Source organism: Pseudoalteromonas sp. S3431 (genome assembly GCF_000690035.1).
In the GTDB taxonomy this organism is placed as follows: Bacteria; Pseudomonadota; Gammaproteobacteria; order Enterobacterales; family Alteromonadaceae; genus Pseudoalteromonas; species Pseudoalteromonas fuliginea.
Genome location: NZ_JJNY01000106.1, coordinates 1 through 13,405, shown reverse-complemented (window position 1 = coordinate 13,405; position 13,405 = coordinate 1). Strand labels below are relative to the sequence as shown.

Below are 13,405 nucleotides of genomic sequence, written 5' to 3'. Positions count from 1 at the left end.
AAATTGATCAAAGATTTATGCAGGTTAGTATTACATAACCTAAACACTGGTTAAGGGATTTACTAACGTATTGAGCCATGGTGATATTTAAATTTATTTTCTCTAGCCAGAGATTTTCAGTGAAAACAAGGCGAATTTACACGTTAATAGCCAGCCTATATACAAGTAAATTCACCGCAGTTAGTGCTTAATTTACTTGCTCGGGATAGATTTATTATCCAGAGCTCAGGTTACATACGAATCACAGTATTTTTACATCTTTGTTATTACCTCTTAAATTAATATTGTTTATTTAAATGATAATCACTGCATATGTTGTTAATCACACCAGAAAAAAGGATAATACACAGGATTTTTATAGCGTGAGGCTCGCATGACTGAATATGTCTTGTTATTGATTGGTACTGTTCTGGTTAATAACTTTGTATTAGTACAATTTTTAGGCTTATGTCCTTTTATGGGTGTATCAGGAAAACTTGATACAGCTATTGGTATGTCTTTGGCTACCACTTTCGTGCTTACGCTCGCCTCCGTCACCAGTTATTTAGTGAATCAGTATATTTTAATCCCACTCGACATAGAGTTTTTGCGCACAATGAGCTTTATTTTAGTAATTGCCGTTGTGGTGCAATTTACCGAAATGGTGGTACGTAAAACCAGCCCAACCCTATATCGATTATTAGGAATATTTTTACCACTTATAACCACTAACTGTGCTGTATTAGGTGTCGCTTTACTAAATATCAAAGAAGATCACTCATTTTTACAATCGGCAGTGTATGGTTTTGGCGCTGCGGTTGGTTTTTCGTTAGTGCTGGTATTATTTGCAGCATTACGTGAACGTTTAGCAGCAGCTGACGTACCCACTCCTTTTAAAGGCGCCTCTATTGCCATGATAACCGCAGGATTGATGTCGATGGCGTTTATGGGCTTTACCGGATTAGTGAAATTTTAATATGACCTTGTTTTATGCCTTAATTGCGCTTGGCTCGTTAGCGCTGGTTTTTGGGTTGATTTTAGGATTTGCCGCTATACGATTTCGCGTAGAGAGCAATCCCATTGTTGAGCAAATAGACACCATTTTACCGCAAACCCAGTGCGGACAATGTGGCTACCCAGGTTGTCGCCCCTATGCTGAAGCAATTGCAAATGGCGATGAAATAAACAAATGCCCTCCGGGTGGCGAAGCTACCATGAAAAAGCTTGCCGGCTTAATGGGAGTTGATGAAAAACCTCTTGCCGGCGGCGAACAAGCAGAGCCAATAAAAACGGTAGCCTACATTCGCGAAGACGAATGTATTGGCTGCACTAAATGCATCCAGGCTTGCCCTGTTGACGCTATTTTAGGCGCGACTCGCCAAATGCACACGGTGTTAATTGATGAATGTACTGGCTGCGATTTATGTGTTGAGCCCTGCCCTGTAGATTGTATTGATATGCTGCCTGTAGCCGAAACTAAACAAAACTGGAAATGGCAGCTAGATGCTATTCCTGTTACACAAATAGATTAGAGGTTTGAGTGGATAAGTTACTTGAACAAATAAAAAAAGGGGTTGTTTGGCCATTTCCTGGCGGCATACACCCACCACAACAAAAATCACTCTCTAATAGTGCTAGCATTACGCGCCTATCATTGCCCGATAAGCTCGTAGTGGCGCTAAAGCAACACATAGGCGCAAACGGTAAGCTGCTTGTAGAAAAAGGACAGCGTGTACTTAAAGGCCAAGCTCTAACCTCCCCTGCTGCAAACTGGTCAGTGCCTGTACATGCCCCAAGCTCGGGTATTGTTACTGATATAGCACCAATGCCTTCTGCGCATCCTTCTGCATTACCTGAGCTGAGTGTTGTTATTGAACCAGATGGTAAAGATGAATGGGTGGCACTTAACCCAATTAATAACCCAACAACGCTTACCCACGACGAACTAGTAAATATAATTCATCAAGCCGGTATTAGCGGTATGGGCGGCGCAGGTTTTCCTACTTATGTAAAAGCTGACACAAAGCAACCGATTGAGTTTTTGATAGTCAATGCGGTTGAGTGTGAACCCTATATTACAGCCGACGATACCTTAATGCGTGAGCATGCAATTGAGGTAATTCAAGGCCTTGAACTCATGCAACAGTTGCTAAATCCAGCGTTGTGTATTGTGGGCATTGAAGATAACAAGCCTGAAGCGATAGTTGCTATGACTAAGGCGGCTGAGCATAACGAAAAAATAATTGTGCAAACGGTCCCGACTATTTACCCATCGGGTGGTGAAAAACAACTTATTAAGCTACTCACTAATCGTGAAGTGCCAAGCGCCGGCATACCGGCTGACATTGGCGTACTTGTACAAAACACAGGTACGTTGTTTGCCGTGCAGCAAGCTGTGTACGAAGGTAAGCCACTCATTGAACGGGTAGTCACTGTAACAGGTAATACTATCCATAAACCTGGTAATGTGTGGGCACTACTTGGCACTGAAATTAAACATTTACTTGATTGCCAAGGTTTTTCACCTGTACCACAGCAACGCGTTGTTATGGGCGGCCCGATGATGGGCTTTACTCTGCCAACAGTGCGGATTGGCATAGTTAAAACAACTAACTGTATTTTAGCGCCTGATCATAAAGAGCTAGCAGAACCCGGCCCTGAAAAAGCCTGTATACGCTGTAGTGCGTGTGCTGATGCCTGCCCTGCTTCTTTATTGCCACAGCAATTACAGTGGTTTGCTAAGTCAAAAGAATACGACAAACTACAAGAACACAATTTATTTGATTGTATCGAATGTGGCGCATGTGCCTATGTTTGCCCAAGTGAAATCCCACTTGTACAGTACTACCGTGTCGCCAAAGTGGAAATTAAAGAACAACAGGCTGATAAAATTAAAGCCGATCGCGCAAAAGAGCGTTTTGATGCACGTAAAGAGCGCCTAGATCGCGAGCAAGAAGAAAGACAAAACCGCCATAAACGTAAACCTGCTGCTAAATCGGCTGACGAAAAACAAAAAGTAGCTGATGCTTTAGCCCGCGTTAAAAACAAATCAGATAATGGCGATGAAAAATCAGCTGTTGCTGCCGCTATAGCCCGCGCCAAAGCTAAAAAGCTCGGTGATCAATCTGCGGAATTAGAACCTGATAATAGTGAAGTCGCAAAAGAACGCGCGCTACGTAAAGAACAAGCTAGAAAATATAAAGATCAAAAATCTCAAACAGATGAATCAGCCGATACTGCACCTGTTGATGATAAAAAATCAGCAGTGGCTGCAGCAATTGCTCGCGCTAAAGCTAAAAAAGCAGCGCAAGCAAATGAAGGTACTGAGCCAGTCGTTAATGAAGCGCCACAAAGCGATGCACCAGTTGATGGCAAAAAAGCCGCCGTTGCCGCTGCTATTGCACGCGCTAAAGCTAAAAAAGCAGCACAAGCAAATGAAGGTACTGAGCCAGTAGTTAGTGAAGCGCCGCAAACCGAAGCACCAGTTGATGATAAAAAAGCCGCCGTTGCCGCTGCTATTGCACGCGCCAAAGCTAAAAAAGCAGCTAAAGCCTTAGAAAATGCAGAGCCTGCCGTTAGTGAAGCGCCGCAAACCGAAGCACCAGTTGATGATAAAAAAGCAGCCGTAGCGGCGGCCATTGCTCGTGCAAAAGCTAAAAAAGCAGCTAAAGCATTAGAAGAAGCCGAGCAAACCACAATTGAAGAGCCACAAAGCGATACGCCTGCTGATGATAAAAAAGCAGCCGTAGCGGCGGCCATTGCTCGCGCAAAAGCCAAAAAAGCGGCTAAAGCATTAGAAGAAACCGAGCAAACCGTGAGTGAAGAGCCACAAAGCGCGGCACCCGTTGATGATAAAAAAGCAGCGGTAGCTGCGGCCATAGCTCGTGCTAAAGCTAAAAAAGCAGCTAAAGCACTAGAAGATACCGAACAAACTCAGCCCCAAGAGCTACAAGTTGATAGCGCAGCACCTAAGAGTGCAGAAAGTAACACCGATGACTCATCAGATCTTATTAACGCAGATAAACCTAAATCAGCCGAAGATAAGAAAAAAGCCGCCGTGGCTGCTGCAATTGCGAGAGCAAAAGCTAAAAAGTTACAAAAAGAAGGAAATAATCAGTCATGAAATTAACCATGGCCAGTTCGCCGCATAATCACAGCCATAAATCGTTAACGCGATTAATGCTTAGCGTTATTGCTGCGTGTATTCCTGGGCTAATTGCTCAAGTTTTCTTTTTTGGAACAGGTGTACTTATTCAATTGGTACTAGCGCTTGTTGCTGTAAGCGTATTTGAAGCTGCAATAATGCTAATACGAAAGCGCCCTGTTTGGCCTGCATTAAGTGATGGCAGTGCGTGGCTTACTGCCGTGTTATTGGCATTGAGTATTCCACCACTTGCCCCTTGGTGGATAATCGTTATTGGCTGTTTATTTTCTATTGTTATAGTTAAACAGCTTTATGGCGGCCTTGGGTTTAACTTATTCAATCCAGCAATGGCGGCTTATGTACTGCTTTTAGTTTCGTTTCCGGTGCAAATGACCGCATGGTTGCCTGTTACCGATTTAATAAATACGCCAATAGGCTTTGCAGATCAGCTAAGGCTAATATTTACCGATTTTACGGCCTCTGGGTTTAGCCTAGATCAAGTACGCGCAGGGGTTGATGGCCTAACAATGGCAACCCCGCTGGATACTGTTAAAACAGACATAGCCCACGGTTTAACCGTTACCGAAAGCATGCAAAAGCCATTATTTAATGAATGGGCTGGCCTTGGTTGGACATGGGTTAATTTAGCCTATTTATTGGGTGGTTTATACTTACTAAAAGCAAAAATAATTAACTGGCATATTCCTGTCAGTTTTATCGTAACTTTAGCTGTATGTAGTGCTATTGGTTATATCGCATCACCAGGCACAGAGCCGGGCACCCTATTTCACTTATTAAGTGGTGCCACTATGATGGGGGCCTTTTTTATAGCGACCGATCCGGTATCTGCAGCAACAACTAACAAGGGGCGCTTAATTTATGGCGCACTAATTGGCTTACTAATTTATTTAATTCGTACCTTTGGTGGTTTTCCTGATGCCATCGCATTTAGCGTATTACTGATTAATATTGCAGTGCCACTAATAGACTACTACACACAGCCACGTACTTATGGCCATGGAGCAGTAAAATGATCATTTCGTCAATGGCTAAAAATGGTGCTATTTTAACTGCGTTTGCGTTAGCAACAACGGGCTTAGTTGCCTCTATCAACGCGCTTACTGCCGATAAAATTGCAGAGCAAGAACAACTGCAACTTACTGCGCAGCTACAAGAAGTGCTCGACCCAAAATCGTACGACAATCAATTATCGCAAGATTGCGTAATTATTACTGACGAAAAGCTAGGCCCATACGCAAATCAAGTAATTTACCGTGCTCGTAAAAACAATAAACCAGTCGCTGTTGTTATTAGGCATGTTACGCCAAACGGCTACAGTGGCGATATTAACTTATTAACAGCTGTATTGAGCGATGGCACTATTGCTGGCGTGCGTACGACTAAACACGAAGAAACCCCTGGTTTAGGCGACAAAGTAGAAGTTAAAAAATCACTTTGGATCACAACATTTAAAAGCTTAACGGTTGAAGGCGAAGAAGACGCTCGCTGGGCTGTTAAAAAAGATGGCGGCCAGTTTGATCAATTTACAGGCGCGACCATAACGCCACGTGCTGTTGTGGGCTCTGTTAAAAATGCCGTATTATTCGCACAAACTAATTTTGATGCTATTTTTGCAGCACCTAATGCCGAATGTATGGAGGTAGCTAAATGAGTGAGTTAAAAACATTATACAAAGAAGGTGTATGGGTAAATAACCCTGCCCTTGTGCAGCTTTTAGGTTTATGTCCACTGCTTGCCGTTACCTCAACGGTAACAAATGCCTTAGGTTTAGGCTTAGCAACTTTACTCGTACTAATAGGCTCAAATGTTACCGTATCAATTGTGCGTAACTGGGTGCCAAAAGATATTCGTATACCTGTATTTGTAATGATCATCGCGGGCTTTGTAACAATAGTTCAATTACTCATGAACGCTTATACCTTTGGTTTATATCAATCATTGGGAATTTTTATCCCCTTGATTGTAACTAACTGCGCCATTATTGGCCGCGCCGAAGCATACGCCTCTAAAAATCCTGTTCATTTATCAGCATTTGACGGCTTAATGATGGGCTTAGGCTTTATGGCGGTACTGTTAGTATTAGGAGCTATGCGCGAATTAATTGGCCAAGGTACGCTGTTTGACGGAGCCGATTTATTACTTGGCCCATGGGCACAGAGCATGCGCATAGAAGTATTTAATTTTGATAATCAATTTTTACTGGCAATTTTACCACCGGGTGCCTTTTTAGGGCTTGGGCTACTTATTGCTGCAAAAAACGTAATTGACGCACAAATAAAATCAAAACAAGTTGCACCGCCAGAGGCTGAAAAAGGCCCTCGAGCACGTGTTACTAGCTTAACTTAAGGGGAAAACGTATTAGAGCAACAATTAGCACTAATACGTTTTAAGTTGCATGAATAAAGAAAAACGTCACCAAATACTGTCGCGCCTGCGCGACGATAATCCACATCCAGTTACAGAGCTTGAATTTTCAAGCCCGTTTGAGTTACTAGTAGCAGTTACTCTTTCAGCACAAGCAACTGATGTAGGCGTTAATAAAGCCACTCGAAAGTTGTTCCCTGTTGCCAATACACCACAAGCCATTTTAGATTTAGGTCACGATACACTGCGTGATTATATAAAAACCATCGGCTTATTTAACTCTAAAGCTGCCAACGTGTACAAAATGTGCCAAATTTTGGTGGATGAACATAACAGCATCGTGCCAGAAAATCGTGAAGCCCTAGAAGCCCTACCAGGCGTTGGCCGTAAAACCGCTAATGTTGTACTCAATACCGCCTTTGGCTGGCCTGTAATAGCCGTAGATACACATATATTTCGTGTATCTAACCGTACAAAGCTTGCTATGGGTAAAGATGTTGTCGCAGTAGAACAAAAGCTTGAAAAGGTTGTACCAAAAGAATTTAAAGTAGACGTGCATCATTGGCTGATACTGCACGGACGTTACACCTGCGTAGCGCGTAAACCAAAGTGTGGCAGCTGTATTATTGAAGACTTGTGTGAGTTTAAAGACAAGACTGAAATTTAAGTCACATTAATTAGTATCTAATTTGAGCTTACTTTACTGCTTAATTAAAACTTATCAGGGAGAGTTATAAAACTCCCCCACTTAAAAAATACTATTGAAAAATTTAACTTGGAAGCGCTTTTAACTCAGTGTTGCCCTGATTGAATGGATTCAAGCTTGTACCATAAGTTTGTTTTATCCACTTAGCCTGCTTTTCTACTAATGACGAAATATCAGGGTTTCCAGGTAGTGGGTAATCTTCTGGTTTATAAGGCCCTAAATTGGGTTGTTTTAATAATAAAAATCTGTGTTGCCAATATCGATAATGATGCCTTTTAGTTAATCCCAACCCTTTTTCATAAATAGTTTCGAAATCTATGCTATCAGCTTTTTGTAAAAATCGAGCATAAAAATAAAGAGCTTGCACATAATAAAACTTAATATGGCTTAAGTCTGGTAATGCTGATTGGTAATACCGAATTATATTCTCATTCAGCTCATTATATTCTAGCTCAGATGACTGCTCATACTCGCATGAAAAAGCATACATCAACTTTTTTAAACCTCGCGTATAAGGGTTAACACTAACCAACTTATCTATAGCTTCATAGCTCACATAAGTTTCACGAGATTTGAGGTAAGTTAACTGCACCCTTTCCATATGCTGATTTTCATATAGATCATCAATGGAATGATTGAGTTGATTTAGATTAATTGCACCATATAAATAACCTTGTGCCTCAAAGTAATCCAAGTCAGTTATAACCAGGCTCATTAAGGGTTCAACATTGGTTGCAACTTGCACAGTCGAGCCCAAAGCGATGAACCGATATGAATTAAACTTTATGTCATGGACAATCTTATCAAGTACATAACCTTCCATCCCATATAGATTTGCTGCGATATTGAAAACAATACTTTCAAGCACTCGACCTCTTTCATACTTTGCAGAAAGAGTAGATAGCGAGCCAATTGTAATTAAAGATTTTAATTCCTCATAAGCAGCATCAAACTCTCCGTTATAATAGCTCGCTAGAAGTTTAATGAGTTTCGATACCTGCCTTACCTGAAGTTCATTACTTTTTGTTATAAGCCCTTCAATATTAATTGCTTCGTAGGCAGATAAAAATTCAGGACCCAGATTTAACTCAATTGAAAAAGCACCAATGTTTTCAACCATCTCAATGTAACCTTCTACTTCATCTTCACTTCTAATTACATTGCTCTTAGTGCCATAAGTGAGCGCGGCTATCAAATTATTAAAAAGAGATGAAAAAATTAGATTTGACTTTTTATTAATGTTTTTGAGATTGTAAAGAAACTCCATAAGCTGCTGATTGTATCTAAAAGCTTGCCTGAACAATTCTAGCTTGTCTTTTTCTGCCGTATGTTGTTCAAACTGGAAGCGAGCAAAACGTTGAATAACCGACTGTAATGAATAAAACCCACCATTAGCTTCGACTAATGATTTATTTGTAAGAACGGCAATATCTTTATCACTAATCGGCTTTTTCAACTTAGTTACCTCTTCGTTTCTATCCCCTTTTTTGCTTTCTATTATTATGCGTTTAAACGTATTGAGGTCTATTCCGTCTGGAAATAACGAGAAGGATTCAAATGTGCGTTTCTGATGCTCTTGCAATGAATCATAAGAATAAAGAATAGAAACATAAAGAGACTCTTGTCGATTAATATTCATATCAACTTCATCGTCAAACATTAAAGTTAAGTCTTCTTCTTTTACTTTATCAAAAAAGTCGTCTTCTAACTCTTGCTTTAACTCTTTTAAGTTTTTACCCGCTGGCATACCGTCACAAATTAACTTAATGGCTAACGGGTTATTATTAAGAAGTGGCTCTAAAATCTTTCTGCGCGCAAACTCTTGATCTTTATCACTGCGATAACCGTTTTTAGTTAGGCGATTAAATAATGCTAACGCTTCTTCAGACTCCATTTGCCGAAATGGCAACACATCTTCCCATTCTACATTAATACTTTCTCTTGAGGTCACCAAAACATTTGCGTACATTAGGGTTTGCGATAACAATAACCTAACTTGTTCTACTTCTTGCTTGTTTTGGCTTTTATCCGCTTGTTTTAAATACAATAAACTTTCTAAGTTATCAAAAATTAGCAAACGTTCTTTCTGGTCATGGTATTTTGACAAGTGACCAAATAAATCCTCAGCAGCACGTAAGTTAAAGGTACTGCCTATATGCATTTCAAGCTGATTGCTACTTGAGATATGTTCACAATCGATAAAATACACACCTGCATCAAAATGCCCGCGATTCGCTAATTCCAATGCCACTTTTTTTGCTATTGTTGTTTTACCTAAGCCACCACTGCCTTTAATTGTTAATAACCTTTGTTTGTTGGCTGCTTTAGCAAGCTTTTGGCTGATATCCGCTAAATCAGATAAACGCCCTGTAAAGCCTTGCAATTCACTTGTATTAATACCTTTAGGTAGTAATGGTTGATCCTTATGCCAATGCTGACGGTTTTCTGGTTTCAGAGATGCTAATAACTCACCGCTAATATGCACCGATTGAACATCACTTTTATCAATGAAGTGTTTAACATCCGGCCTTTTAAATAGTTGATGCGCTAATTTATCAAGAGGTTTAAGATCTTTGCCTTGTTGATTTAACAGAGGAAAAACCAGTAATGGAAACTTAACTTGTTCTAGTTCTTGCTCATTCAATAGTTTATCTGTGATCAACACTGTTATTTTAGCATTAATTGGTAAGCTACTTTCTAGTTCATCAATTGCTAAGTAATCACTACAAGCGTTGTCGTCTTCAATCAACAACCCACTACTCGTTGTTTTGGCTAATAAAAATAAAATGGAATAAGCATCAGCCTCCATTAAGTTACTTTCAGTAAAAGCTTGTTGCGAAATAGGATATTTAAACTTTTTAAGTTTTGCGGTGATATCCGAATCATCTATTGGTTTATCTAAAGGTGAGGCTGTAAATAGACCAATTTTATCGTGCTTATTTGGTTCTTCCTTAAGTGGTTGAATTGATTCTTTTGGTTGCTGCTCTTGTTGGTTTTTGCATTCAACCAATTGATGTACAGCATCAATTAACGGTTGACCAAAGTCACTAAAAGTAATTGTATTAACTGGGATGCCAGTCAATTTAGCATCAATTGCCTGCTTATCACTTTCTCTTACCAGCGCATAATGAGGACCAGTATTATTATCAAACAATTTATTTTGTTTTACTATTGCAGCCAATAGCTCTGCGTCATCAAGTGAACAACCAATAAAAAGAATAATCTTGTTGCTTAACAGCTCTTTGAACTTGGTGAGCGCAGCCTGATAATGTTCTTCAGCATCTTCTTGGTATAACCGATTATATGATTGTGGAGTAAGCACCATATACTTAGGATTTTCGATTTTACCATGCAAATGCCAAAGCATTTCTTGGGAGCCATTGCGTGAAAATTCTGCAAGTCGATTTGTATTTTCGTTATCAAAAGCACAAACATTAACTGATTCTGTATGTGCCCATTCTAATACCTTGTCATAATTTAAGGTTACAAGCCTGTTACTTAATTGCCAAATTGCTTGTGGTAACGCCTTACAGCTATCGTCCAATTGAGTGAAATCTATTACAAATTGGGATTGCATAAAATCATACCAGCGCCTGCCTGACAATTGCTCTTGAGCTTCTTGTGCAGCTTGTTGGAGCTTTCCTTTCTTCACAAGCAATTTTACTAGATGACTATCATCTAATAACTCTTCATCTTCCAATCTTTCTGCTGCAAAATTAAGTAGTTCAGTCCAAGATGGAAAAGCCCTACTCCCATCTTTGTTTTCGACAGACATAGAAACACCTGCACCAATTAAAGGAATAACGTCATTGCTAGCTAAGTATTTTTTTAAAGATTGGGGAATCAAAAGTTCTGCCATGAAAAATCCATATTATTTTATTGCTTTAGGCACTATGCCACTGAAAAGCAGGGAAATTCAAGTGCTATTATACTTTCAACCTGACAACTACCTTGCTTATCTTTCGGCTGGCCTGTAATAGCCGTAGATACACATATATTTTGTGTATCTAACCGTACAAAGCTTGCCATGGGTAAAGATGTTGTAGCTGTAGAACAAAAGCTTGAAAAGGTTGTACCAAAAGAATTTAAAGTAGACGTTCACCATTGGTTAATACTGCACGGGCGTTACACCTGCGTAGCGCGTAAACCAAAGTGTGGCAGCTGTATTATTGAAGACTTGTGTGAGTTTAAAGATAAAATAGAGTAACTATAGGCTAGCTTGAGCGATGAGAGGTCACTCAATTTTGTGTTGTATGAACGAAAATTTTACCGCTGTGTTATTCATTGTTAGCAATAAACTGATTGAAGTTATTAGGTGTGTAACGTTCAGAATTGCACCTAGATAATCTATTTGCTATTTTACGCCCTAACAGAAGGAAAATTTAAGGATTTAAGGATGATTCAACTGCAGCGCTACCCAATGCCAGATCGACCAAGTAACCCTAGCCCTTTAGAAATGGCTATTTATAATTATGAATTACTAGCAAAAAAACACTATGACGATAAGCGTCGTAAATCTCCTGCATCAAAGGAAAAGCTGCAAAGAGATTACGACCATTTGCAAAAAGAACGCAAGCGTTTAGAGCACTTGCTTATTGCACAACAAAGCTTAGAGTCTTACCGTGCAGAAAGCGAAGGTACCTCTATTAAGGAGCTAGCAGAAGAAGAGCATCATCCGACGGAAAAACTTGCTAAGTTTTTACGAGCGGCAGGCGAGCCAAAACCGACTTCATATCATGAGGCGCATCACATTGTGTGTGGTAAGGGGCGATATAGACAACGTCTTACATATGCCACACGTTTAAGAATGCATTCGTTTGGTATTGGTATTAATGATCCTACGAATGGGGTATGGCTAAGAAACTTTGAAAAAAACAAGTCAGATGATTGGGCTACGCCTGACACTGTTTCTCATAGAAGGTTGCATCGTCATAATTATGAAGTTTGGGTGTCTACTAGTTTAAGAACCAAAGTAAATAAACTTGATTTTGTAAATGCATTACGTGGCGTGAAAATAAAAATTAAAAATCATATGGTGCCAGCCAACGTTATGATGCGTAAAGATGCTAATTGGGATGGTAAATCATGAAGTTGTTCTCGTTAAAGCCAGTTACTAATTCTTACGACATGGTTGAGTGGGACATACTTTCATTTTCTGAAAAAATACAACCAATGTTGCCACCTAATCAAGATGCTTGCATGTTTCTACTTGATATCCATATGAATAATGACTCTTTATTAGAGTATTGGCCTCAAAGTTATGAGTTGTCTTTTTTACCTGGTTACCTAAAAGATAACTACGATATAAGTATCATGGATGGATTTATCGCTCTTAGGATGAATGCTTATGAAGCTTTAAAAGATTTATTAGCGCCTCTAGGTGAGTTTATTGAAACAAAAGCTGATGGTGAGCCTATTGTAATTTTTAATTTGCGTACATTTGGACAAGAAGATGAAGCAAAATGTGAACGCGAATATTTAGATGGTTATCCTCTAGATTATATCAAGATTGCTTTCATAAATGATGATGTAAAAAATAAGCCAGTTTTTAAAAGCAAGTTTACAGGTGGTTCTCGTTTGTTTTGTACTGATAAGTTTAAATCTGCTGTAGAAGATAATGGATTGACGGGTGTTTATATTGACGAAGATCTCGATAATATTTTTTCTAATTAAGTTAATTTAGGTGAATAAAATCTTATTCAGAGATATTGTGTAAAACTAAAAAACGACCTTTAAAACCCACTATTCTATTTTAGTTATTTCAAAGCCCACGTGGATGTGGGTTTTTTAACGCCTAAATAAATCGGGAACTGTATACTAATTAACTCTAACGCCTCTTCTAATGGTTGGCGTATAAAAACTTAATGCCTAATTTGTAGTAGACCACATCTCAGTTACAGTTTGAAAAGAGGGTTATAATTTTCCCTGACAGTCCTCAATGAGCGGTCATTCAAAAATTAAATTTACTCCTGTTTTTTGAGTAGGAGCCTAATTTAGTCCGATAACATTATTAAACGCCGTTTTGGGGAAAAATAACACGCTTAATTCCTAGTTGTTTTAATTACTTGTTTACAAAGGTAATTATTGGTGAAATTATCAGGGTATGTAATATACGCCGTTTTGGTATGTTATAAACCACCAAAATGGTGTTTAATAAGCTGCTCAAGGAAGGGTAATCCCCCCGAAAAATA

10 protein-coding genes and 1 pseudogene are annotated in these 13,405 nt (G+C 39.4%); 10 read left to right on the top strand and 1 reads right to left on the bottom strand.

The window, feature by feature from the left end; genetic code table 11:
* Window positions 1-373: 373 nt before the first annotated feature.
* Genes rsxA through nth form a run of 7 tightly spaced genes read left to right on the top strand, consistent with a single transcriptional unit; the run spans window position 374 to window position 7,175 of the window.
* Window positions 374-955: an electron transport complex subunit RsxA gene (gene rsxA, locus DO88_RS01225; protein ID WP_008134172.1), complete on the top strand. Its 582-nt coding sequence runs from the start codon at window positions 374-376 to the stop codon at window positions 953-955.
* 1 nt (window position 956) lies between these two features.
* A complete protein-coding gene (gene rsxB / locus DO88_RS01230) occupies window positions 957-1,511 on the top strand; it encodes an electron transport complex subunit RsxB (protein ID WP_007379057.1) in 555 nt (184 codons plus the stop codon).
* 8 nt (window positions 1,512-1,519) lie between these two features.
* Window positions 1,520-4,102 (top strand): electron transport complex subunit RsxC, encoded by a 2,583-nt coding sequence (rsxC, locus tag DO88_RS01235; RefSeq protein WP_033040952.1) that lies wholly within the window; start codon window positions 1,520-1,522, stop codon window positions 4,100-4,102.
* Window positions 4,099-5,157 (top strand): electron transport complex subunit RsxD, encoded by a 1,059-nt coding sequence (rsxD, locus tag DO88_RS01240; RefSeq protein ID WP_033040950.1) that lies wholly within the window; start codon window positions 4,099-4,101, stop codon window positions 5,155-5,157. Before rsxC ends, rsxD begins: the two co-directional genes overlap by 4 nt.
* Window positions 5,154-5,795, top strand: a complete 642-nt coding sequence (rsxG, locus tag DO88_RS01245; protein ID WP_033040948.1) for an electron transport complex subunit RsxG — start codon at window positions 5,154-5,156, stop codon at window positions 5,793-5,795. Before rsxD ends, rsxG begins: the two co-directional genes overlap by 4 nt.
* On the top strand, window positions 5,792-6,490 hold the full coding sequence (locus tag DO88_RS01250; protein WP_024595474.1) for an electron transport complex subunit E: 699 nt from the start codon (window positions 5,792-5,794) through the stop codon (window positions 6,488-6,490). Before rsxG ends, DO88_RS01250 begins: the two co-directional genes overlap by 4 nt.
* Before the next feature lie 49 nt (window positions 6,491-6,539).
* On the top strand, window positions 6,540-7,175 hold the full coding sequence (gene nth / locus DO88_RS01255; RefSeq protein ID WP_033040946.1) for an endonuclease III: 636 nt from the start codon (window positions 6,540-6,542) through the stop codon (window positions 7,173-7,175).
* Between the two features lie 103 nt (window positions 7,176-7,278).
* Here the strand turns inward: nth and DO88_RS18850 are convergent, their stop codons facing one another.
* Complete coding sequence (locus tag DO88_RS18850; RefSeq protein WP_033040944.1) at window positions 7,279-11,073, bottom strand: SIR2 family protein; 3,795 nt, start codon at window positions 11,071-11,073, stop codon at window positions 7,279-7,281.
* A gap of 99 nt (window positions 11,074-11,172) precedes the next feature.
* Here DO88_RS18850 and DO88_RS0118460 point away from each other — a divergent pair.
* The 3 genes and pseudogenes from DO88_RS0118460 to DO88_RS01270 all read left to right on the top strand — a co-directional run.
* A pseudogene (locus tag DO88_RS0118460) lies at window positions 11,173-11,421 on the top strand (endonuclease III); the annotation flags it as partial.
* A gap of 189 nt (window positions 11,422-11,610) precedes the next feature.
* Window positions 11,611-12,303, top strand: coding sequence for an AHH domain-containing protein (locus tag DO88_RS01265; RefSeq protein ID WP_033040943.1), 693 nt, complete (start codon window positions 11,611-11,613; stop codon window positions 12,301-12,303).
* Entirely contained in the window at window positions 12,300-12,887 is a 588-nt protein-coding gene (locus tag DO88_RS01270; protein ID WP_033040941.1) for an imm11 family protein, read from the top strand. Before DO88_RS01265 ends, DO88_RS01270 begins: the two co-directional genes overlap by 4 nt.
* Window positions 12,888-13,405: the final 518 nt, after the last annotated feature.

Excerpts from the sequence above, each read along its gene's own strand:
- nth (WP_033040946.1), top strand. The coding sequence starts at position 6,540 with ATGAATAAAGAAAAACGTCACCAAATACTGTCGCGCCTGCGCGACGAT.
- rsxD (WP_033040950.1), top strand. The coding sequence starts at position 4,099 with ATGAAATTAACCATGGCCAGTTCGCCGCATAATCACAGCCATAAATCG.
- rsxG (WP_033040948.1), top strand. The coding sequence starts at position 5,154 with ATGATCATTTCGTCAATGGCTAAAAATGGTGCTATTTTAACTGCGTTT.
- DO88_RS18850 (WP_033040944.1), bottom strand. The coding sequence starts at position 11,073 with ATGGCAGAACTTTTGATTCCCCAATCTTTAAAAAAATACTTAGCTAGC.
- DO88_RS01265 (WP_033040943.1), top strand. The coding sequence starts at position 11,611 with ATGATTCAACTGCAGCGCTACCCAATGCCAGATCGACCAAGTAACCCT.
- rsxA (WP_008134172.1), top strand. The coding sequence starts at position 374 with ATGACTGAATATGTCTTGTTATTGATTGGTACTGTTCTGGTTAATAAC.
- DO88_RS01270 (WP_033040941.1), top strand. The coding sequence starts at position 12,300 with ATGAAGTTGTTCTCGTTAAAGCCAGTTACTAATTCTTACGACATGGTT.
- DO88_RS01250 (WP_024595474.1), top strand. The coding sequence starts at position 5,792 with ATGAGTGAGTTAAAAACATTATACAAAGAAGGTGTATGGGTAAATAAC.
- rsxB (WP_007379057.1), top strand. The coding sequence starts at position 957 with ATGACCTTGTTTTATGCCTTAATTGCGCTTGGCTCGTTAGCGCTGGTT.